This is a genomic window from Variovorax sp. GW531-E2 (assembly GCF_059423125.1).
Window position 1 is genome coordinate 57,469 of sequence record NZ_JBWKXQ010000007.1, and the last position, 20,022, is coordinate 77,490.

Genomic DNA, 20,022 nt, shown 5'->3' on the forward strand with positions numbered 1-20,022 from the left:
CACCGCGGAACCGGCTTTGCCGGGCCGCTGGTGTCGCCCCCGGCGAGGGGGTTGGCGAAGCGACACGAAGTGCGCGAAGCCTGGGGGTGTACTAGATGAGCCCTTCGAAGACCATCACGTCGACTTCCTGCCCGGCGTCGACATGGCCCTGCTCGTGGGGCAGCACCACGAGCCCGTTGGCCTCGAGCATCGAGCTCAGCACGCCCGAACCCTGGTGCGCCGCCACCCGCACCTCGGGCAACGACCCCGGCACTTGGCGGACAACGCCGCGCTGGTACTCGGTGCGCCCCGGCTTCTTGCGGATGGGCCCGGCGCTGCGTGCGCGCAGCAGCGGCGGCGGGGCGCAGGCTTCGTCGTGGCAGCCCATCAGCCGCAGCAGCGCCGGCCGCACGAAGGCCAGGAAGGCGACCATCGCCGCCACCGGATTGCCCGGCAGGCCGAACAGCACGGCCGACGTGGCGGTGGCCTCGCGCGGACGCGGAATCAGCCCCACCGCCAGCGGCCGGCCGGGCCGCATCGCGACCCGCCAGAAGGCCATGTCGCCCAGTTGCTGCATCACGTCGCGCGTGTGGTCGGCCGCGCCTGCGCTCACGCCACCGCTGGTGACGATGGCATCGGCCTCGTGCGCCGCGCGCTGCAGCGTGGCCGCGAGCGTGGCGGGGTCGTCGTGCACCAGGCCGAGGTCGACCACCTCGCAGCCCAGCCGCGTGAGCAGGCCGAACAGGGTGTAGCGGTTGCTGTCGTACACGGCGCCTTCGCGCGGCGTGTCGCCCAGGCAGAGGATTTCGTCGCCGGTCGAGAAGTACGCCACGCGCAGCCGGCGCCGCACGGTCACGCGCGCCAGGCCGAGGCTGGCGACCATGCCGAGCGCGGCCGGCGACAGGCGCTCGCCGCGCCGCAGCGCCGCTTGGCCCTGCATCAGGTCTTCGCCGGCCAGGCGGCGGTTGTCGCCGCGGCCCAGCACGCGGGCCGGAAAGCAGACCTGGTCGCCGTCGACCTTGCAGAACTCCTGCGGGATCACGGTGTCCAGGCCCGCCGGCATCATCGCGCCGGTCATGATGCGTACCGCGTCGTGCGGCCCGAGCGCGCCGCGCCAGGCCGAGCCGGCCAGCGCCGTGCCCGCCACGCGCAGCGTGAGCGAATGGTCGATGGGCGCATCGGCCGGCAGCAGCGCGCCGTCGAAGGCGTAGCCGTCCATGGCCGAGTTGTCGTGCGGCGGCACGCTCACCGGCGAGACGAGGTCGTCGGCCAGCACGCGGCCGAGCGCGTCGCGCAGCGCGACCTCTTCGGTGTCTGCCACGGCCAGCGGTGCGACGAGGCGCGCGAGAAAGGCGGCGACGGTGTCGACGTCGAGGTCGCCCGCGTCGTAGTCCGCGAGGTCGGCGGCGATGGCGGCGATGCGGCTCATGGCTGTTCGAGCGTCTGCAGATCGGCCAGCGTGTTCGCGTTGAAGAAGGCGTCGGGCGCGTCGCCGGGGCGATCGAAGGGAACGGTCAGGGCGTTGTGCTGCGCGGTCCAGGCGCCGACCTTGCGGCCGCCTTCCTCGACAAAGCGGCGCAGGCTGTCGCGCAGTTCGATGTGCAGCAGGCAGAACACCGGCTGGCGACGCAGCACTGTGCGGCCGTCGGCCTCGGTTTCAGGCGCGGCGGCCATGGCGATGCGCGCGTGGGGGCCCTCGGCGGCCAGGGCTTCGGCCAGCCGCACCGCCAGGTCGGGTGGAAAGCGCGGCGTGTCACAGGGCACGGTGAGCAGCCAGGGCGTGGGGCAGTGTTCGAGCCCGCTCAGCATGCCGGCGAGCGGGCCGGGGTGGTCGGGCACGCTGTCGGCGAACACGGGCACGCCCAGCGCTTCGTAGGCCGCGAAGTTCCGGTTGGCATTGATCAGCACGCGGCCGACCTGCGGGCGCAGGCGCCGCACGGCGTGCGCGGCGAGCACTTCGCCCTGGAGCGGTTGCAGGCCCTTGTCGACCCCGCCCATGCGGGTGCCGCGCCCGCCGGCGAGCACGAGGCCCGTGATGTCGGCCGCTGCGATGGCCGGTGAGGTACTCATGGCTGGCGGCCTCATCCGCCGATGTAGCTCATCTCGACGCGCCGGGGCGCTGCCGCGTCGGGGGGGCTGTCGTCGGGGCCGCGCAGCGCGCGCAGCTCGGAATAGCGGTCGGCGCGGCCCTGCCAGATATGGCCGATGGCGGAGGCGATGTCGCCGTCGCTCGCGCCGTCGCGCAGCATCGGACGCAGGTCGTGGCCCTGGCTTGCGAACAGGCACAGGTACAGCTTGCCCTCGGTCGACAGGCGCGCGCGGCTGCAGTCGTGGCAGAAGGCCTGGGTCACGCTGCTGATCACGCCGATCTCGCCGCCGCCGTCGGCATAGGCCCAACGCTGGGCGGTCTCGCCGGGCGTGGTGGCTTCGAGCGGCACGAGCGGAAATTCGGCCGCGATGCGGGCGATGACGTCGGCCGAGGGCAGCACCTCGTCCATGCGCCAGCCGTTGGTGGCGCCCACGTCCATGTACTCGATGAAGCGCAGCACGACCTTGCCGCCGTGGTGCTCGCGGAAGTAGCGCGCCATCGGCAGGATCTCTTGCTCGTTGGTGCCGCGCTTGACCACCATGTTGACCTTGATCGGGCCCAGGCCCGCGGCCAGGGCGGCGTCGATGCCGGCCAGCACGTCGGCCACCGGAAAGTCGACGTCGTTCATGTGGCGGAACACGGCGTCGTCCAGGCTGTCCAGGCTCACGGTCACGCGCTGCAGGCCGGCGGCCTTCAGCGCGGTGGCCTTGCGTTTCAGCAGCGAGCCGTTGGTGGTGAGCGTGAGCTCGAGCGGGTCGCCGCCGGGCGTGCGCAGCTCGGCCAGTTGGGCGATGAGCCCTTCGATGTGCTTGCGCAGCAGCGGCTCGCCGCCGGTCAGGCGGATCTTGTGCACGCCGTGCGAGGCGAACAGGCGCGCCAGGCGCGTGATTTCCTCGAAGCTCAGCAGGGCGCTGTGCGGCAGGTACTGGTAGTCCTTGTCGAACACGTCCTTGGGCATGCAGTAGCTGCAGCGGAAGTTGCAGCGGTCGGTCACGCTGATGCGCAGGTCGGTCAGCGGGCGGCCCAGCCGGTCGGCCAGCAGGCCGGTGGCGGGCACGGCAATGTCCGGCGCGGCCACGACGGCGTGGCCGGCCTGAGCGATCGGAATGACGGTGCTGCTGCTTTTCTTCATGGGGCGATGCCGATTTTGCGCCATGGCCCGCGACCGCGCGCCATGCGGGCTACTTCAGCACTGCTGCATAGACCATGTTGCGCGCGAGGCTTCGGTAGTGGGTGCGGTATTTGGGCGACTGCAGCATCAGCACGACGAACAGCTCGTTCTTCGGATCGACCCACATGTAGGTGCCGCCCGCGCCGCCCCAGTTGTACTCGCCGCCGCCGGACGGGTAGGGTGCCTCGCCGTCGTTGCGGCGCACCGCGAAGCCCAGGCCGAAGCCGTAGCCCGGGCCCGGCAGGTACAGCGGGCCGGGCACGATGCCGGCGCCGGCGTTCGAATGGTCGGTCGTCATCAGCGCCAGCGTGCGCGGGCCGAGGTAGCGCGTGCCGTCGAGCGTGCCGCCGTTGAGCAGCATCTGCAGGAAGCGCGCGTAGTCGGATGCGGTCGACACCAGCCCGCCGCCGCCCGATTCGAACTTGCGCACGATGCGCGGGTCGTTCAGGTCGGCGCCCACGCCGAAGCTGCGATCGCTCGGCAGCGGCTCGGCGATGCGCGGCTGGCGCGCCGGTTCGGGCACGTAGTAGGTGGTGTCCTTCATGCCCAGCGGGTCGAACAGGCGCGCCTTTTCGAACTGGTACAGCGACTGGCCCGACACCACCTCGACCACGCGGCCCAGGATGTCGGTCGAGTAGCTGTAGTCCCAGGTCGTGCCGGGCTGGTAGGCCAGCGGCAGCTTGGCCAGTCGCTGCGAGAACTCGGCGCTGGTCGGATCGCCTTCCGCGAGGTTGGCGGTGTTGTAGGTCTGTTTCACCAGCCCCGGGCCGAAGAAGCCGTAGGTCAGGCCCGAGGTGTGGCGCATGAGGTCCTGCACGGTGATCGGGCGGCGCGCGGGCACGGTCTCGAGCACCGGCTTGCCGTCGGCGCCGGGCTTCTCGATGCCCACCGTCATGCGGGCGTACTCGGGCAGGTACATCGCGACCGGGTCGTCCAGCTTCATGCGGCCGTCTTCCACCAGCATCATCGCGGCGACCGTGGTGATGGGCTTGCTCATCGAGTAGATGCGGAAGATGCCGTCGCGCGGCATCGGCGTGCCGGCGGTGGCGTCGAGCTTGCCGACGGGTTCGAACCACGCGACCTTGCCCTGGCGAGCGACCAGCAGCACCGCGCCGGGGATCTTGCCGGCGGCCACGTCGGCCTTGAGCACGTCGGTGAGCTTCTGCAGGCGTTCGCCCGACAGGCCCACCGACTCGGGCCGGGCGGTGGGCAGCGACTGGGCGGTGGCGAGCAGCGGCAGGGCGAGGCTCAGGCCGAGCAGGGCCGTGCGCACCAGGGCGCGGCGCTTCAGGATGGTCATGCGTGTTGTCTCCGTCGGTGGTGGATGGATGCAACCGGCAGGACGGTCTTGGCGCCGTCCGTGCGAGCCGGTCGCGGGGCAGTGTATCGGCGCTTCGGCGATGGCGTGCTGGCCGATTGGCGGCATCTATGACGCCGATATCTTGACGCAGACAATGAGAATTACTATCATTTGAACGCCTGAGTACGCAGCACAAGCACCACGCAAAGGGCTCTCTTCCAACAAGGAGCTTCCGAACCGTGCCGTACACCCTGCCAGCCTTGCCCTATGCCTTCGACGCGCTCGAACCCCACATCGACGCGCAGACGATGGAGATCCACCACGGCAAGCACCACCAGACCTACGTGAACAACCTGAATGCGGCGTTGAAAGACACGCCGCACGCGGACACGCCGGTCGAAGCCCTCGTCGCCGGTGTCGAAGAACTGCCCGAGGCGCTGCGCGCCCCCGTGCGCAACAACGGCGGCGGCCACGCCAACCACAGCCTGTTCTGGACCGTGATGGCCCCCGTGGACCAGGGCGGTGGCGGGGCGCCGTCGGGCGCGCTCGCGCAGGCCATCGACGCCGACCTGGGCGGCTTCGACGCCTTCAAGGACGCCTTCACCAAGGCCGCGCTCACGCGCTTCGGCAGCGGCTGGGCCTGGCTGGTCGTCGGTGCCGACGGCAAGCTGGCCGTGGAAAGCAGCGGCAACCAGGACAGCCCGCTGATGCGCGGCATCGGCTCGGGCAAGACCCCGATCCTGGGCCTGGACGTGTGGGAGCACGCCTACTACCTGAAGTACCAGAACCGCCGCCCGGAGTACATCGCGGCCTTCTACAACGTGGTGAACTGGGCCGAGGTGGCCCGCCGCCATGCCGCCGCGACCGGCGGCCGATGAACCGAAGAGGAGCCCGCCCATGAACGACTCGCCGCAAGGCACGATGGCCGCACAGCCGCCGCCAAGGTCGCCGCGCCCGGTGCGCGAGTGGATCGGCTTTGCCATCGTCGCGGCCGGCGCGCTGGCGCTGGCGTCGCAGTTCTGGTCCTTCGTGCGCGCCGACCCGCTGGTGTGGAACGCGCTGCGCGGCGGCTCGGTGGCGGCGCTGGCGACCGCGCTGGGCACGCTGCCGGTGCTGTTCTCGCAGAAGCTGCCCGACAAGCTGCAGGACACGCTGTTCGGCTTCGGCGCCGGCGTGATGCTCGCGGCCTGCGCCTTCTCGCTGATCATTCCCGGGCTGGACGCCGCCAAGTCGACGGGCGTCTTCGGCGGCGGCGACTGGGCCGCCGGCGGCGTGATCGGCACGGCCATCCTGCTGGGCGGCCTGGTGCTGATGACCATGGACCGCGTGCTGCCGCACGAGCACTTCATCAAGGGCCGCGAAGGGCAGAGCGGGCGGCAGCTGCGCCGCACGTGGCTCTTCGTGTTCGCGATCGCGCTGCACAACGTGCCCGAGGGTCTGGCCATCGGCGTCGGCTATGCGGCCAACAACGGCGTGCGCGCCGATGCGCTCGCCACCGGCATCGCGATCCAGGACGTGCCCGAGGGGCTGGTGGTCGCCGTGGCGTTGCTGGCGGCGGGCTACAGCCGCCTGTTCGCGGTGCTGATCGGCATGGCCTCGGGGCTGGTCGAGCCGCTGGGCGCCGTGCTCGGCGCGGCGGTGGTGGGGCATTCGGCGATGCTGCTGCCCTGGGGGCTGGGCTTCGCGGCAGGCGCGATGCTGTTCGTGATCAGCCACGAGATCATTCCCGAATCGCACCGCAAGGGGCACGAGGCCTATGCGACCAGCGGGCTGATGATCGGCTTCGTGCTGATGATGCTGCTGGACACCGCGCTGGGCTGATGCCCGCGCGCGGCGTCGTCAGCTTCAGCCGTGCTTGACGGCGATGGTCTTCAGGGTCGTGAAGCCGTACAGCGCCTCGAAGCCCTTTTCGCGCCCGTAGCCCGACGACTTCACGCCACCGAACGGCAGTTCCACGCCGCCGCCCGCGCCGTAGTTGTTGATGAACACCTGGCCGCTCTTCACGCGCCGGGCCATGCGGAACTGGCGCGCGCCGTCGGCCGTCCAGACGCCGGCCACGAGGCCGAACTGGGTGGCGTTGGCCAGGGCCACGGCTTCGTCCTCGTCGGCGAACTGCATCGCGGCGAGCACGGGGCCGAACACTTCTTCCTGCGCCAGGCGATGGCCCACGGGCACGTCGCGCAGCAGGGTCGGGGCCTGGTAGAAGCCGGTCTCGGGCGCTTCCTCGACCACCACGCCCTGCGCCACCATCGGGATGCCGGCGTGCTGCGCGTCGCTCAAAAAGTCCCACACGCGCTGCTGCTGCGTTTGGCGGATCAGCGGGCCGACGTCGAGGTCCATCGCCGCGGGGCCCACGCGCAGGGCTTCGAAGGCATGGCCCAGGCGCTCGAGCAGGGGCTCGTAGATGTCGCGCTGGATCAGCACGCGCGAGCCTGCCGAGCAGGTCTGGCCGGCGTTCTGCACGATGGCGTTGATCACCACGGGAATCACCGCGTCCAGGTCGGCGTCGGCAAACACGATCTGCGGGCTCTTGCCGCCCAGCTCGAGCGTGACCGGGCAGTGCCGCTCGGCCGCCACCTGCTGGATCAGCGTGCCGATCTTCGGGCTGCCCGTGAAGCTGATGTGGTCGATGCCTTCGTGGCGCGCGAGCGCGTCGCCCACTTCATGGCCGTAGCCCGTCACGATGTTGAGCGCGCCGGCCGGAAAACCGACCTCGGCCGCCAGTTGCGCCACGCGGATCAGCGACAGGCAGGCGTCCTCGGCGGGCTTGACCACGCACACGTTGCCGGCCGCCAGGGCGCCGCCCACGCTGCGCCCGAAGATCTGCATCGGGTAGTTCCACGGAATGATGTGGCCCGTGACGCCGTGCGGCTCGCGCCAGGTGAAGACGCTGTAGCCGTCTTGGTAGGGAATGGTCTCGCCGTGCAGCTTGTCGCAGGCGCCGGCATAGAACTCGAAGTAGCGCACCAGCGCCACCGCGTCGGCGCGGGCCTGCTTCACGGGCTTGCCGCAGTCGCGCTGCTCGATGAGCGCGAGCTCGTCGACGTGCTCGGCGATCTTCTGCGAGAGCTTGAAGAGCAGGCGGCCGCGGTCGGCGGCACTGACCTTGTGCCACACGCCCTCGAAGCAGTCGCGCGCGGCGCGCACGGCGGCGTCGATGTCGGCGGCGTTGCTGCGCTGGATTTCGTCGAAGGGCTGGCCGTCCGACGGGTCGATGACGGGGAGGGTGCGGCCGGAGGCGGAGGGAACGTCCGCGTTGGCGATGTAGTTGAGCTGCATGGGGCGAGATTTTGCGCGAAGCCCGCCCCGCGCGTGGCGCCCCGGCCGGCCCGCCTTACTTCGCCGCGGTGGCTTTGGGCAGCGCGCGCACGGCGTTCAGCATGCGCTCGACATGCTTGTCGGGGTTGAGGTTCTGGTAGTAGTAGGCAACCTTGCCGTCGGTCGCGATCACGTACGACAGGCGGTTGGCGAAGTCGGGCCGGGTCTGCATCAGCGCGTCGAAGCCCTGGATCACGGTCTTGCCCTGGTCGGAGGCCACCGGAAAGCGGCTCTGGCACGACTTGACCGAGAACTTGGAGAGCGTGTCGATGTCGTCGGCCGACACGCCGATCACCGAGGCGCCCAGCGCGGCGAACTGGTCGACTGCCTCGGCGAAGGCGTGGGCCTCGATGGAGCAGTCGTTGGAATCGGCCGCCGGAAAGAAGTACAGCACCACCGGCCCCTTGGCCAGCGCCTCGGCCAGCGAGTAGCGGAAGGTCTTGCCGCCGAGCGCGGCCGTGGCCGTGAACTTGGGCACCGGGTCGCCGATGTCGAGTGCGGCGTGGGCACTGGGTACCCCGGCGGCGAGGGCCGCGGCCCACAAAGCGGTGCGCAAAAGGAGCGATCGGGCCATGATGTAACTCCGAAGCGAAGTGAATCGAATTCTAGGACGACGCTTCGCAAAAAGGGCCCCGTTGAAACCGCCGCGGGAGGACCGGCGTACATCAGGGCAGTGGCATCCACAACGACAAGAGGAACCCGACCATGAACGCCTGGGCCCGATCTCTTCTGCGCACGGCGCTGGCCGGCGTGCTGCTGGCATTGCTCGGCGCGTGCGGCTCGCTGCCGCCGGCGCGCGAACGCCCGGCCGAACACGCGGCCGCTGCCGACCCGGGTACCGCGCTCGCGAAGATCGTCGCGGCCTCCACGCCGCCCGGCGAACATTCGGGCTTCCGGCTGATGCCGTTGGGCGTGTACTCGCTCGACGCGCGCCTGCAGCTCGCGCAGCGCGCCGAGCGCTCGCTGGTGGTGCAGTACTACCAGCTCGAGAACGACGCCACCGGCCGGCTGCTGCTGCGCACGCTGCGCGAGGCGGCGGCGCGCGGCGTGAAGGTGCGGGTGCTGGTGGACGACCTGTACACGGTGAAGAGCCAGCAGCTGTTGCTGGCGCTGTCCGAGACGCCGAATGTGTCGGTGCGCCTGTTCAACCCGTTCTGCTGCGCGCGCGACGGGTTCCTGTCGCGCTTCGTGGTGTCGATCTTCGACATCCACCGCCTCAACCACCGCATGCACAACAAGCTCTTCATTGCCGACGGCGCGATGGCGGTGGTGGGCGGGCGCAACATCGCTGACGAGTATTTCGTGCTGAGCGAGGCGCAGAACTTCATCGACATGGACGCGCTGGTGGTCGGCAAGGTGGTGCCGCAGCTCGAGTCCATCTTCGACGCCTACTGGAACAGCGACCAGATCTGGCCCATTGCCGAGATCGTGCGCAAAGAGGCCGGCGCCGCCACCTTCGATGCCGAGATCGGCATGTCGGGCCCGCCGCCGAAGGTCGTGCTGCCGCCCTCGGACATCCTCGGCTACGGCCCCATCGCCGAAGAACTCGACGGCGGCCGCATGGGCCTGCTGTGGGGCGAGGCCCGCGCCATCGCCGACCCGCCCTCCAAGCCCACGACGCTGACGGCCGAGGACGCCATTGCCACCAGCGTGACGATGAAGGTCTGGGCGCTGCTGCTCGACGCCAAGACCGAGGTCGACCTGACCTCGCCCTACCTCGTGCCGGGCGAGCGCGGCATGGCCGCCTTCGAGGACCTGGCCAAGCGCAAGGTCAAGCTCACGCTGCTGACCAATTCGCTGGCCGCCAACGACGAGCCGCTGGTGCACACCGGCTACGCGCGCTACCGCGAGCGCCTGCTGAAAGGCGGCGCTGACCTGTACGAGCTGAGCCCGCAGCGCACCACCGCGAGCATGCGCTTCGGCAGCTTCGGCAACTCGCTGGGCCGGCTGCACGCCAAGACCGCCGCCATCGACAAGACGCGCATCTTCATCGGCTCGATGAACCTCGATCCGCGTTCGGCCAGCCAGAACACCGAGATGGGCGTGGTGGTCGACAACCCGCAGCTGGCGCGCGAGATGCTGCGCATCATCCACGTGAGCAAGCTGCAGAACTCGTACCGGCTGCGGCTGTCGAAGGAGGGCGGCACGCTCGAGTGGCTCACGAACGACGGCGAGAAAGAGGTGATCCTCACCTCGGAACCCGAGTCGGGTTTCTTCCAGCGCCTGTACAACACCCTGATCTCCCCGCTGGTGCCCGAGATGCTGTTGTAGCCTCGGGGGATGGCGCAGACCTTCACTTCTCTTTCGGCCCCGCAGGTCATGCTGTGGGGCCTGCTGTTCTTCGGCGGCATCTACCTGGGTTTCGGCGCGCTCACCTGGCTGCTCACGAAGCGCGTGCTGCCGGCGCTGGGCATCGGGCGCGCGCTCGACCCTCGGCCGTTGCAGCCCGGCCAGTTGCGGCGCGAGCTCACGCAGTCGGGCATCTCGGTGCTGATCTTCGGGCTGGGCATGGTGTTCCCGTGGGGGCTGCTGCAGCTGGGCTGGGCGCAGCTCGAGCCTGACGCGGGCTGGCGCCGCATCGGGCTCGAGATCCTCGTGCTCGCGGTGTGGAACGACGTGCATTTCTGGCTCAACCACCGGCTGCTGCACACGCGCTGGCTGCGCCGTTTCCACGGGCCGCACCACCGCTCGTTCGTGACCACGCCGTGGGCCACCTACAGCTTTCACCCGATCGAGGCGCTGATGCTCGGCAACGTGATCCTGCTGCCGATGGTGCTGCACGACTTCAGCTTCTGGTCGCTGGCGTCGGTGCCGGTGTTCAGCCTGTTCTTCAACTGCGTCGGGCATTCGAACTACGACTTCGTGCCCGGCGTGTCGTACAGCCACTGGTTCGCCGCGAGCCGCCGTCACCACCTGCACCATGCCGTGCACAACGGCAACTACGGTTTCCAGTTCACCTTCATGGACCGGCTGTTCCGCACGCGCATCGCGGCCGATGCGGCCGAGCCGCTGTTCCAGGCGTTTCGAAAGAAGCATGGCGCCACGACGGCCTGACGCCGTGCGCCATCGGCTGCCGCGGCTGCGCCACTGGCGCGACTGGCAAAGCCTCGCGTACCTCGTCGCCTTGCCCGCGCTGGCGGCGTGGCAGTGGGTGCACGGTTTCCAGGTGGTGCTGTATGCGCTGATGCTGTTCCTCACGCTCGGCATCGGCGTGATTCATCACAACCACGTGCACCTGCGCATGTGGCGCGGGCGGCGCATGAACCGGCTGACCGACTTCTGGATCACGCTGCTGCAGGGCCATCCGACCTTCGTCTTCTGGCCTGCGCACGTGGCCAACCACCATCGCCACCGCCACGGGCCGAAGGACGTGGCGCGCACCTACCGCTTCGGCGGCGACACCAACCACCTGTGGGGCTACCTGCTGCACCCGTTCCAGGCAGTGTGGGTGCTGATGCCGGTGTTCTTCGGCTGGCTCGCGCGGCTGCACCGGCACCACCGCGGCGCCTGGCGCTATTGCATGGCGCAGTACGCGCTGTGGCTGGTCAGCTGGACCGTGCTGCTGGCGATCGACTGGCGCAAGGCATTGCTGTTCGTGATCGTGCCGCAGCTGCACGGCCTGCACTGGCTGCTGGCCACCAACTACCTGCAGCACGCGCACGCCGACGGCCGCAAGACGCCGCGCAAGGAGGCATCCGGCGATACCCGCGGTAGCCAGCTGAACTACGCGCGCAATTTCGAGGGGCTGGTGAACCCCTTGCTGTTCAACATCGGCCTGCACACCGCACACCACGAGAACCCGCATGCCCATTGGTCCGAGCTCACGCACCTGCATCACACGCGCTACCGCGCGCAGGTGGCACCCGCGCTCAACGAGGGCGGGCTGGTGCCGTACATGGTGCGCGTCTTCGTGCTGGGGACCGTGTGGCCGCGTTTTCGCAGCCGCTCGCTGATGCCTCCCGATTCACCCATCTCCTGAACCCATGCCCGTTTCATTCCAACGCGTGTACCTCGAAAGCGCCGGCTACTTCATGCCCGGCGAGCCTGTTCCCAACGACCGCATGGACGCGTACATCGCGCCGCTCAATCGCATGTCGGAGCGCATCAAGCGCCGCATCCTGGCCGAGAACGGCATCCTCACGCGGCACTACGCGATCGACGAGGAAGGCGTGACGCGGCACACCAACGCGCAGCTGGCGGCCGGCGCGATCCGCGACTGCCTGCAGCGTGGCGGCGCGGAGCTGTCGCGCGTGTCGCTGCTGGCCAGCGGCTCCTCGGGCGGCGACACGCTGATGCCCGGCTTCGCCAACATGATCCAGGGCGAGCTGGCGGCGCAGCCGATGGAAACGCATTCGGTGCACGGCATCTGCGCGGCCGGCGTGTCGGCGATCCAGACGGCGGCGCAGGGCATCGAGCTGGGCGCACACCGCTCGGCGCTGGCGGTGGCCAGTGAGATGCCGTCGCGCCTGTTCAAGCGCTCGCGCTTCGCGGCGCGTGGCTACGAGACCGATTTCGACTCGCACTTCCTGCGCTGGATGCTGTCCGATGGCGCGGGGGCGTTGCTGCTGTCCGACGGCACGCCTGCGCTGGCCGGCAAGCCGGGGCTGCGGCTGAAGCTGAAGTGGGTGCACCAGCGCGCCTTCTCGGGCGACTACCCGGTGTGCATGCAGCTCGGCCTGACCGAAGACCGCGCGCGCGGGCATCTCGATTTCGGCTCATGGGCCGAGGCCGAGGCGGCCGGCGCGCTGTCGCTGCGCCAGGACATCCGGCTCTTGCCGCACCTGTTCGACATCGGCATCCACGAATACGCGGGCCTGGTGCGCGACGGCTGGGTCGATCCGAAGCGGGTCGACCATTTCCTGTGCCACTACTCGTCGGAAAAATTCATCCCGGTGGTCGAAGACCTGATGGCCAAGGCCGACCTGGCGATTCCGCGCGAGCGCTGGTGGAGCAACCTGGCCTGGCGCGGCAACACGGGCGCAGCGTCGATCCTCGTGATGCTGGCCGAGTTCCTGCACACCAAGGCGCTGAAGCCGGGCGAGCAGATCTTCTGCTACGTGCCGGAGTCGGGGCGCTTCATGGCGGCGTACATGCTGCTCGAGGTCGAGGCCGTCGATGCGGCGCCCGTCGTGATCGCGCCCCGCGCGGCGGCGGTGGCGCCCGACGACGACCTCGTCATCGCGCCCCCGCACGACCCGGCCGCCGCGCCCGAAGGCCTGGGCGCCTTGCTCACCGAGCTGGCCGCCATCTGGCACGACTACCGCTCGCGCGTGTGGCGCACGCCGCTGATCCGCCAGATCCGCGAGCGCCGTTTCGCCGTGCCCGACTACCTGAACTGGATGGAGCAGTGGGTGCCGCAGGTGCGCGAAGGCAGTCTGTGGATGCGCGAAGGCGCCGCCTCGCTCAGCGAGCCGTACCGCATGCTGTCGTCGCTGATCGACGTGCACGCGGGCGAGGAGCAGAACGACTTCAACATCCTCTTCAGCGACTACCGCAAGGCCGGTGGCACGGTCGAATCGATCGATGAACTGCGCCGCAACCCCGGCGGCGAGGCACTCAACGCCTACCTGCACGGGCTGGCCGCCACGCGCGACCCGATCGGCCTGCTGGGCGCGATCTACATCATCGAAGGCACGGGCCAGCGCATCGTGCCGGCGCTGCTGCCGCTGCTCAAGGCCAGCCTGAAGCTGCCGCCCGACGCCTTCCGTTTCCTCGAGTACCACGGCCACAACGATGAGCACCACCTGAACCGCTGGCTCGCCGCGGTCGAGATGGTGATGGCCGTGGAAGGGCAGGCCCGCGCCGCCCGACAGATTGCCGACACCGCGCGCCACACGGCGGCGCTGTACCTGATGCAGTTCCAGCACATCACCGAACGAATGCCCCATGGATCGAACGCCTGAATTCCTGACGCAAGCCCACGACGAGCGCGACCCCAGCCCGTGGCTGGCGCTGTACCTCGACCAGAGCACGCCGCTGCCCGATGACGTGAAGGCCGCGTGGCTGGCCGATTCGAGCTCGGCCTCGCGCCAGTACCTGCTGCCGTTCCTGCGGCCGATCGCGCGGCTGACGATCATCCTGATCCAGATCGTGAAGGTGTTCGTGCCGCGCAACTGGTCGCACTCGGTGCTGCTGCACCGTTTCCTGGCGTGGGGGCTCAAGCGCTTCGTGTCGCCCGAGGCGAACTGGCTGATCCTGCGGCACTTTCACCTGGGCTCGCAGGTGCTGGCCTTCATCGGCCGCAACTCGCCCGCGCCCGTGGGCACCTCGCCGCTGGAGCCGGCCGACATCGACGCGCTGAAGGACGAGATGTTCCTGAAGCACGACCTGAACCTGTTTAACTTCGTGATCCGGTTGAACACCGCGCTGCGCGACAAGGGGTTGGCGCTGTGCAAGGCCGAGCAGGTCGATTTCTCGATGATCCAGCCGCCGGCGTTGCGGCTGGAAGACATGCCGCAGGGCAAGCTCAATTTTCTCGACCTGCAAAGCGCCATCGAGCTGTTCACGCCGCTGTACCAGCTGATGCTGACCGACAACGATTTCTGGCGCGCCGCCAACTCCTTGCAACTGGACGAAACCATCGGCATCTACGCGGCGACGATCCTGAACGCGCCCGAGCACCTGATCCTGGTCAACAACAAGCATCCGCTGGTGCCGCTGTCGACCTTGCGGGCCGGGCACCGGCTGGTGATCCACGGCCTGTCGACCGAAATGCTTCACAGCCTGCTCCAGCGCATGCGCGCGGCGCAGGAAGCCATGTCGGCAGAGACACTTCCGCGCGACCCGCCCCTTGCATAGGGGTATGCTGTCCCCACATGCAAACCATGAACACGACCCGAAATCCGTCCCCCAAGACCGATCTGGCGGTGACCCACGTGCTGGCTCAACTGCTGGAGAGGCTTGAGCACAGCGCCGTGCCGGTCGGCGCCGAGCAGTACCGCTCGGTGGTCGAGCACCTGGTGCATGAATTCGAAGACGTCGAGCCCGGTGCCGAACTGGGCCAGTTGCTCGATGCCTATCCGGCCGCCTCCGAGGTCTACGAAAATATGAATTACCAGCACGCCGGCCTTTGCCGCTCGGCGCTGGACGTTTCCCTGGCCGCCGAAGGCGCAGCCAGGGAAGCCATTGCCCGCGCCATGCGCGGTGACGAATCGAACAAGGACAAGATGCATGGCCAAGGGTGAAGTGAAAACGGCAGTGGTGGCGGACGGGCTGCGCTACAAATCGAAGGCGCCGGGCTCTCCGTTCCGCGCCTCGGCGTCGTTCAGCGGGGCCACGATGTCCTGCTTCATGTGCGGCAAGCACCGCGTGCGTTCGCAGCTGCGCACGCGCCAGGTGCTGGGCAAGTCGCAGACCGTCTGCGCGCCCTCGTGCAAGGCGCTCGACGAGGCCCTCGAGGCCGAAGCATCGTCGAGCTGAGCGCCTAGCACGGCGCCGCGTCGCGTTGGCGACATGGCCTCATCGGCATGTCGTCGATTGCCTTCCATCCCGGTCGCAATCGATATACAGTTGGACACAAATGATGCAAGTAATTGCATTTAATCTAAAGTTCTAATTTGTAGCCGATGACCACTCAAATCCAGCAAGAAGGCGATCGGTGCCCCGCAGCGGGCGTGGATTTTTCTCTGCGTGGAGGGCCTGAGCTGTGAACAAGCCACGTCACGTCGTCATGCAGGTCGTCAAGCGCTCGTCCGGCAGCGCCACGCACCATGTCGAATTCCTCATGGACGACAACTTCGCCGAGCGCCTGCGCCAATTGCGCTCGCTGGTGCCGCCGCTTGGCGCCCTCAACAAGCAACGCGACCTCGTGATCGACAAGGTGCGCGTGCGCCTGCCCAACGCCATCTGGCGCTCGGGCAACGAGATCGCCATCGACGGCGGGGTGGACGGCTCCTGCATCGTGATCGCGGCCGAGGGCTCGTTCAACTGCGGCGGCAAGGACCGCCGCACGCGCGAAAAGCTCGTGACCTACAACTTCTCGATCGCGCGCCTGATCGAGCTGCACGGCGAGCGCCCCGAAGGCGAAACGCTTTACATCCGCGACGGCGTGTTCGCCAACGACGAGCCGGCCGAATCGCCGGCCGGCCGCTGGGTCGCTTCCATGCACGAACTCGAAGTGGTGATGCGCGTGCCCGATGCGCCGTCCGATTTCGACACGCTGCACGACCTCACGCTGCGCGCCGACGGGCAGCCAACGCAGGCGGGCGCGCTGAGCCCGCACCGCGCCAGCATCTACTGACGAACTCAGGCCGACGTTGCCGCAGGCGCGCCCACGGGCGTGAACTGCGCGCCGTTGTCGGCCAGCCAGCGTGCCGAGAGGCTGCTGTCCTGCTGGTCGGGGTGGAAGTCGCTGCGCAGGTACTGGCGCCAGCCCGCGAGATTGCCCCGCAGCAGGCCGCCGCGGCCCAGCAGGATGCGCGCGGCGCTCTTCCAGGTGGCCCACTTCCACAATTGCTTTTCATGCCGCAGGTTGTCGACCGTCTGGCGCATCAGGTCGCCGAGGAACATCACCGTCACGCGGCGGAACCAGCGCGTGCGCCATTCGTCGGAGCCGCCCGCGGCCTTGTAGATGTCGAAGGCCACGCTCTTGTGCTCCAACTCTTCCGCGCTGTGCCACAGCCACATCGTGCTCAGCCGGGGCTCGGCGCCGTCGAGGATCTCGGGGCGGGCCAGCAGCCACTCGGCGAACATGGCCGTGAAGTGCTCGGTGGCGGCCGTCACGGCCAGCGCGTGGCGCGGATCGGCGCCGTCCATCAGTTCCATGCGCTGGCTGGCGCGCGCGGTCCAGCGGTCGACCAGGCCCTGCTGCTCGAGGTGCGCGTTGAACAGCGAATGGATGCGCCGGTGCGTCGCCTCCTGGCCGATGAAGCCGCGCACGTCGGCGCGATGGCGCTCCTGCACTTCGGGCGGCAGCGTGGCCATGGCGTCGCGCACGGCGTCGATGAAGAACTGCTCGCCGAAGGGGAAGCTCATCGACAAGGCGTTGAAGAAAGCCGTCGAAAAGGCATCGCCGCCGCACCAGTCGTGCGAGAAGGGCGGTTGCAGATCAATCAGCAGGCGGCGGACAACGAGTTCGGTCATGGGGTGGCAATTCCTGAGTTCGTGGGTAAAAGTTGGTACAACTCCGTACCGCGTGCCGCCATAGTGCAATTGTGAGCTGGTACTGTCAAGTACCAAGGCGTAGGAAAATGAATCGCACATGACTGCCACCATCGACAAAACCGCCACGCCCGATGCCGCCGAAGGCGCGCCCAGCGAGCACTACGCGCGGCTGCTCCAGGGCATGGCGCATGCCGTGGCGGCCAAGGGCTACGCCGACACCACCATTGCCGACATCGTGCGCGAGGCCGCCGTGTCGCGGCGCACGTTCTACGAGCACTTCAGCACCAAGACCGAGTGCCTGATCGCGCTGTACGAAACGGCCAGCCGGCTCGGCCTGCAGGCTGTGAGCGAGGCCTTCGACCCGGCCCAGCCCTGGCACACGCAGGTGGAGCAGGCGATGACCGCCTACATGGACTACCTCGCCCAAGACCCGGTGCTGCTGCGCACGCTGTTCGTCGAGATCCTCGGGCTCGGCCTGCCGGGCTTGGCGGCGCGGCGGCGCGTGAACGGCGAGATCGCCAACTTCATCCAGGTGGCGATCAACAGCAGCGACTCAGGCGAGGTGCCCGCGGCACACATGAGCAGCCAGATGGCGATGACGGTGGTGGGCGGCATCAACGAACTGGTGCTGCAGGCCATCGAGCAGGACCGCGTGGGCGACCTGCGCGAGCTGGTGGCGCCGGCCACGCGGCTGGTGCGCGCGGTCGCGGCCGACAGTCGACGTTAGGCCTGCTCGGCCTTGCGCGGCGTGGCCGCAGCCCACAGCACGAGCAGCCCCACCACCACCATCGCCGCCAGCGCCCCGAGGTACGGCAGCACGTCGTGCAGCGGCGCCCCCATCTGGTTGAGCCGCAGCGAAGCCTGGATGCCCGCCGTGCTCGGGAACAGCCAGCGCAGCGCCTGCAGCGGCGCGGGCAGGGCCTCGACGGGCCACGAGAAGCCCGAGAGAAAGGCCATCGGCAGCGCAGTGAAGAGCAGCACCTGCAACGCACGCTCGCGGTCGCGGAACCAGCAGCCCAGCAGCAGTCCGAGCACGCAGATCGCCGGCACGTAGAACAGCAGCAGCACCAGCGCGGCGAACGGATTGCCGCCGCGCGGGTAGTCCTGCAGGAAGAACACCCAGCCGAAATAGAACAGGCCGCTCAGCACGCCGAAGCCCGACAGCGCGCCCAGCCGCCCCAGCCACGCGCCCATGCCGGCGCGCAGCCGGCCGGCCTCGGCCCAGGTGCCGGCCAGCATCGCGGCGCCCATCAGCAGCGTCTGCTGCAGGATCAGCAGCGCCACTGCCGGCACCACGTAGCTGCCGTAGCCCTCGGTCGGGTTGAACAGCGCCACCAGCTGCGTGTTGAGCGGGCTGCGGCTGCGCGCAGCCTGCACCGCGCTTTGGCCGCCGGCCTGCAGCTTGCGGATCTCCACACCGGCCGACACCGTGCCCACCGCCTCCGAAAAGCCGTACAGCACCGCCTTGTTCAGCAGCGCGTAGGCGCCGTTGCCCTCGATGCTCACCACCGCCGGCGTACCGCGCAGCACGTTGCGCTTGAGGTCCTTTGGCAGCAGCGCATAGCCTTCGATCTCGCCGCGCCACAGCGCCTGCTGCGCCTCGTGCACGTCGGACGTGACCATGCGCACATCCAGCCGCGGGCTGGCCATGGCGAAGCGCGCGATCTGCCGCGACAGCCCGCTGTGGTCCTGGTCGACCACCGCCACCGGCACCCGCGTGACGGCCTGCGTGCCGTAGGGCCACGGGTAGAAGAAGCCGTAGATGATGGGCGCGAGCAGCATGATCAGCAGCACGCCCTTGTCGCGCAGCACGCCGAGGGCGGTGTCGCGCCAGGCGTCGGCGAAGCCCTGGATGCGCGTGCTCATCAGCGGCCTCCCCACGTCTCGGGCGCACCGGCCGCACGCACCAGCAGCGTGGCCGACACGGCCAGCAGCACCGCGGTGCCCACCACCATCCACAGCGGCGTGGCGGCCGAGTAGGCCAGGGGCGCGCCCATCTGCAGCTGCTCCATCTGCACGCGGATGTAGTGCGTGTACGGCAGCAGGCCGGCCCACAGCTGCGCGAGCACCGGCATGGCGACCAGCGGAAAGCCCACGCCGCCGAACGCGAAGGCCGGCGCGGTGATGAAGCCGGTGGCCGACAGCGCGGTGCGCAGCGAACGCGTGAGGCTGGCCACGAAGGCGCCGAGCGCGATCGACAGCGCCAGGAACACCATCAGCGTGAACAGCGTCCATCCCACCGAGCCGACCGGGTGCCAGCCGCGGCCCGCCGTGATCCACAACATGGCGGCCAGGCCCACCGCCGACAGGCTCGCGAACGGCAGCGCCAGCTTGCCCGCCAGCGCGGCCAGCGCTTCAGGCCAGCGCGGTGCGGCGCCGAGCCAGCCGCCCAGGCTGCGGTCGCGCAGCTCGCGGCCCACGGCCCAGGCGCCGGCCGTCATCGCAAGGATGTGCAGCAGCGCCGGAATGAGCGCGGCGCCGAGAAACTGCTCGTAGTCGGTCGAGGTGTTGAACAGCGCCACCATGCTGGCCTTGACCGGGTCCATGCTGACGCGCGCGGCCTTCATCGACTCGCCGCGCTTGTTGCGCACTGCGAGCTCGACGCCGGCCGATACCGTGGCGACGGCGGTGCGCACGTCGCGCTGGATCAGGCTCGAATGCGTGCCCAGCTGCGCGTTGTGCAGCAGCACGACCTGCCCGACGCGGCCCTGCTTGACGTCGCGGCTCAGTTCGCGCGGCAGCTGCACCGCGGCGTCGACGGCGCCGCTCGTGAGCGCGCGCTGCATCTCGCCTTCGTCGGCGTACTGCTGCGCCACGCGCAGGCCCGGCGTGGCGTCCAGGAAGCGCACCAGCTGGCGCGAGAGGGCGGAGTGGTCCTGGTCGAGCACGCCGATCGGCAGGCGCGTGGGCAGGCCGGCCGAGAAGATCCACCAGATCAGGAACACCGCGAGCAGCGGCACCCACGAGATCATGGCCAGGTCCCACGGGCGCGTGCGCAGCAGCGCGAATTCGCGCCGGGCGCTGGCGGTGGAAAAGCCGCGCAGGCTCATGGCGGGTGCGGCG

20 protein-coding genes are annotated in these 20,022 nt (G+C 69.3%); 11 read left to right on the top strand and 9 right to left on the bottom strand.

The annotated features are described in order from the left end of the window. Nucleotides 1-91: 91 nt before the first annotated feature. From moeA to AC07XP_RS06895, 4 genes are read right to left on the bottom strand one after another with little or no spacing between them, the layout of a single operon-like run. Nucleotides 92-1,408, bottom strand: a complete 1,317-nt coding sequence (gene moeA, locus AC07XP_RS06880; protein ID WP_495264191.1) for a molybdopterin molybdotransferase MoeA — start codon at nucleotides 1,406-1,408, stop codon at nucleotides 92-94. Further along, the gene (gene mobA / locus AC07XP_RS06885) at nucleotides 1,405-2,049 is read right to left on the bottom strand and encodes a molybdenum cofactor guanylyltransferase MobA (RefSeq protein WP_495264192.1); all 645 of its coding nucleotides are present in this window, start codon (nucleotides 2,047-2,049) and stop codon (nucleotides 1,405-1,407) included. Before mobA ends, moeA begins: the two co-directional genes overlap by 4 nt. Nucleotides 2,050-2,060: 11 nt before the next feature. Then, a complete protein-coding gene (moaA, locus tag AC07XP_RS06890; RefSeq protein ID WP_495264193.1) occupies nucleotides 2,061-3,200 on the bottom strand; it encodes a GTP 3',8-cyclase MoaA in 1,140 nt (379 codons plus the stop codon). A 49-nt stretch (nucleotides 3,201-3,249) separates the two neighbouring features. Beyond that, nucleotides 3,250-4,539 carry a serine hydrolase domain-containing protein gene (locus tag AC07XP_RS06895; protein WP_495264194.1) on the bottom strand — a complete coding sequence of 430 codons (1,290 nt, stop codon included), beginning with the start codon at nucleotides 4,537-4,539 and terminating at the stop codon, nucleotides 3,250-3,252. A gap of 239 nt (nucleotides 4,540-4,778) precedes the next feature. Here AC07XP_RS06895 and AC07XP_RS06900 point away from each other — a divergent pair, with 239 nt between their 5' ends. Both AC07XP_RS06900 and AC07XP_RS06905 read left to right on the top strand, forming a co-directional pair. Further along, nucleotides 4,779-5,417, top strand: coding sequence for a superoxide dismutase (locus AC07XP_RS06900; protein ID WP_495264195.1), 639 nt, complete (start codon nucleotides 4,779-4,781; stop codon nucleotides 5,415-5,417). A gap of 43 nt (nucleotides 5,418-5,460) precedes the next feature. Then, complete coding sequence (locus AC07XP_RS06905; protein ID WP_495264247.1) at nucleotides 5,461-6,360, top strand: ZIP family metal transporter; 900 nt, start codon at nucleotides 5,461-5,463, stop codon at nucleotides 6,358-6,360. A gap of 24 nt (nucleotides 6,361-6,384) precedes the next feature. Here AC07XP_RS06905 and AC07XP_RS06910 read toward each other — a convergent pair whose 3' ends face one another. Together AC07XP_RS06910 and AC07XP_RS06915 are read right to left on the bottom strand one after the other, a co-directional pair. Beyond that, complete coding sequence (locus AC07XP_RS06910) at nucleotides 6,385-7,818, bottom strand: aldehyde dehydrogenase family protein (protein ID WP_062473096.1); 1,434 nt, start codon at nucleotides 7,816-7,818, stop codon at nucleotides 6,385-6,387. Nucleotides 7,819-7,873: 55 nt separating this feature from the next. Next, on the bottom strand, nucleotides 7,874-8,431 hold the full coding sequence (locus AC07XP_RS06915; protein ID WP_492741496.1) for a peroxiredoxin: 558 nt from the start codon (nucleotides 8,429-8,431) through the stop codon (nucleotides 7,874-7,876). 131 nt (nucleotides 8,432-8,562) lie between these two features. Between AC07XP_RS06915 and AC07XP_RS06920 the strand changes: the two genes are divergently transcribed. From AC07XP_RS06920 to AC07XP_RS06955, 8 genes are all read left to right on the top strand, one after another. Then, nucleotides 8,563-10,128 carry a phospholipase D family protein gene (locus AC07XP_RS06920; protein WP_062473093.1) on the top strand — a complete coding sequence of 522 codons (1,566 nt, stop codon included), beginning with the start codon at nucleotides 8,563-8,565 and terminating at the stop codon, nucleotides 10,126-10,128. Between the two features lie 9 nt (nucleotides 10,129-10,137). Continuing rightward, nucleotides 10,138-10,911 carry a sterol desaturase family protein gene (locus AC07XP_RS06925; protein ID WP_495264196.1) on the top strand — a complete coding sequence of 258 codons (774 nt, stop codon included), beginning with the start codon at nucleotides 10,138-10,140 and terminating at the stop codon, nucleotides 10,909-10,911. After that, complete coding sequence (locus AC07XP_RS06930) at nucleotides 10,892-11,836, top strand: fatty acid desaturase family protein (RefSeq protein WP_495264197.1); 945 nt, start codon at nucleotides 10,892-10,894, stop codon at nucleotides 11,834-11,836. Before AC07XP_RS06925 ends, AC07XP_RS06930 begins: the two co-directional genes overlap by 20 nt. Nucleotides 11,837-11,840: 4 nt before the next feature. Continuing rightward, the gene (locus AC07XP_RS06935; protein ID WP_159276637.1) at nucleotides 11,841-13,760 is read left to right on the top strand and encodes an iron-containing redox enzyme family protein; all 1,920 of its coding nucleotides are present in this window, start codon (nucleotides 11,841-11,843) and stop codon (nucleotides 13,758-13,760) included. Next, nucleotides 13,744-14,655 (top strand): DUF6999 family protein, encoded by a 912-nt coding sequence (locus AC07XP_RS06940; protein ID WP_495264198.1) that lies wholly within the window; start codon nucleotides 13,744-13,746, stop codon nucleotides 14,653-14,655. The genes AC07XP_RS06935 and AC07XP_RS06940 overlap by 17 nt, the downstream gene beginning before the upstream one ends. 26 nt (nucleotides 14,656-14,681) lie before the next feature. Then, nucleotides 14,682-15,041 (top strand): hypothetical protein, encoded by a 360-nt coding sequence (locus AC07XP_RS06945; RefSeq protein ID WP_370680636.1) that lies wholly within the window; start codon nucleotides 14,682-14,684, stop codon nucleotides 15,039-15,041. Beyond that, nucleotides 15,028-15,276, top strand: a complete 249-nt coding sequence (locus AC07XP_RS06950) for a hypothetical protein (RefSeq protein ID WP_056580179.1) — start codon at nucleotides 15,028-15,030, stop codon at nucleotides 15,274-15,276. The genes AC07XP_RS06945 and AC07XP_RS06950 overlap by 14 nt, the downstream gene beginning before the upstream one ends. Nucleotides 15,277-15,502: 226 nt before the next feature. Then, nucleotides 15,503-16,096: a hypothetical protein gene (locus AC07XP_RS06955; RefSeq protein ID WP_070060930.1), complete on the top strand. Its 594-nt coding sequence runs from the start codon at nucleotides 15,503-15,505 to the stop codon at nucleotides 16,094-16,096. Between the two features lie 5 nt (nucleotides 16,097-16,101). On the opposite strand, the gene AC07XP_RS06960 is transcribed toward AC07XP_RS06955, so the two are convergent. Then, entirely contained in the window at nucleotides 16,102-16,938 is an 837-nt protein-coding gene (locus AC07XP_RS06960) for a metal-dependent hydrolase (protein ID WP_495264199.1), read from the bottom strand. A gap of 118 nt (nucleotides 16,939-17,056) precedes the next feature. On the opposite strand from AC07XP_RS06960, the gene AC07XP_RS06965 reads away from it, so the two are divergent. Then, on the top strand, nucleotides 17,057-17,686 hold the full coding sequence (locus AC07XP_RS06965; protein WP_062473073.1) for a TetR/AcrR family transcriptional regulator: 630 nt from the start codon (nucleotides 17,057-17,059) through the stop codon (nucleotides 17,684-17,686). Here the strand turns inward: AC07XP_RS06965 and AC07XP_RS06970 are convergent. Both AC07XP_RS06970 and AC07XP_RS06975 read right to left on the bottom strand, forming a co-directional pair. Further along, nucleotides 17,683-18,825, bottom strand: coding sequence for an ABC transporter permease (locus AC07XP_RS06970; protein WP_495264200.1), 1,143 nt, complete (start codon nucleotides 18,823-18,825; stop codon nucleotides 17,683-17,685). The two genes, AC07XP_RS06965 and AC07XP_RS06970, sit on opposite strands and share 4 nt — an antisense overlap. Then, complete coding sequence (locus AC07XP_RS06975; RefSeq protein ID WP_495264201.1) at nucleotides 18,825-20,009, bottom strand: ABC transporter permease; 1,185 nt, start codon at nucleotides 20,007-20,009, stop codon at nucleotides 18,825-18,827. The genes AC07XP_RS06970 and AC07XP_RS06975 overlap by 1 nt, the downstream gene beginning before the upstream one ends. Nucleotides 20,010-20,022 lie beyond the last annotated feature (13 nt).

What these genes read in the sequence shown, in the direction of transcription:
- moeA (WP_495264191.1), bottom strand. Translation starts at nt 1,408, where the DNA reads ATGAGCCGCATCGCCGCCATCGCCGCCGACCTCGCGGACTACGACGCG.
- mobA (WP_495264192.1), bottom strand. Translation starts at nt 2,049, where the DNA reads ATGAGTACCTCACCGGCCATCGCAGCGGCCGACATCACGGGCCTCGTG.
- moaA (WP_495264193.1), bottom strand. Translation starts at nt 3,200, where the DNA reads ATGAAGAAAAGCAGCAGCACCGTCATTCCGATCGCTCAGGCCGGCCAC.
- AC07XP_RS06895 (WP_495264194.1), bottom strand. Translation starts at nt 4,539, where the DNA reads ATGACCATCCTGAAGCGCCGCGCCCTGGTGCGCACGGCCCTGCTCGGC.
- AC07XP_RS06905 (WP_495264247.1), top strand. Translation starts at nt 5,461, where the DNA reads ATGGCCGCACAGCCGCCGCCAAGGTCGCCGCGCCCGGTGCGCGAGTGG.
- AC07XP_RS06910 (WP_062473096.1), bottom strand. Translation starts at nt 7,818, where the DNA reads ATGCAGCTCAACTACATCGCCAACGCGGACGTTCCCTCCGCCTCCGGC.
- AC07XP_RS06915 (WP_492741496.1), bottom strand. Translation starts at nt 8,431, where the DNA reads ATGGCCCGATCGCTCCTTTTGCGCACCGCTTTGTGGGCCGCGGCCCTC.
- AC07XP_RS06920 (WP_062473093.1), top strand. Translation starts at nt 8,563, where the DNA reads ATGAACGCCTGGGCCCGATCTCTTCTGCGCACGGCGCTGGCCGGCGTG.
- AC07XP_RS06925 (WP_495264196.1), top strand. Translation starts at nt 10,138, where the DNA reads ATGGCGCAGACCTTCACTTCTCTTTCGGCCCCGCAGGTCATGCTGTGG.
- AC07XP_RS06930 (WP_495264197.1), top strand. Translation starts at nt 10,892, where the DNA reads ATGGCGCCACGACGGCCTGACGCCGTGCGCCATCGGCTGCCGCGGCTG.
- AC07XP_RS06935 (WP_159276637.1), top strand. Translation starts at nt 11,841, where the DNA reads ATGCCCGTTTCATTCCAACGCGTGTACCTCGAAAGCGCCGGCTACTTC.
- AC07XP_RS06940 (WP_495264198.1), top strand. Translation starts at nt 13,744, where the DNA reads ATGGATCGAACGCCTGAATTCCTGACGCAAGCCCACGACGAGCGCGAC.
- AC07XP_RS06945 (WP_370680636.1), top strand. Translation starts at nt 14,682, where the DNA reads ATGAACACGACCCGAAATCCGTCCCCCAAGACCGATCTGGCGGTGACC.
- AC07XP_RS06950 (WP_056580179.1), top strand. Translation starts at nt 15,028, where the DNA reads ATGGCCAAGGGTGAAGTGAAAACGGCAGTGGTGGCGGACGGGCTGCGC.
- AC07XP_RS06960 (WP_495264199.1), bottom strand. Translation starts at nt 16,938, where the DNA reads ATGACCGAACTCGTTGTCCGCCGCCTGCTGATTGATCTGCAACCGCCC.
- AC07XP_RS06965 (WP_062473073.1), top strand. Translation starts at nt 17,057, where the DNA reads ATGACTGCCACCATCGACAAAACCGCCACGCCCGATGCCGCCGAAGGC.
- AC07XP_RS06970 (WP_495264200.1), bottom strand. Translation starts at nt 18,825, where the DNA reads ATGAGCACGCGCATCCAGGGCTTCGCCGACGCCTGGCGCGACACCGCC.
- AC07XP_RS06975 (WP_495264201.1), bottom strand. Translation starts at nt 20,009, where the DNA reads ATGAGCCTGCGCGGCTTTTCCACCGCCAGCGCCCGGCGCGAATTCGCG.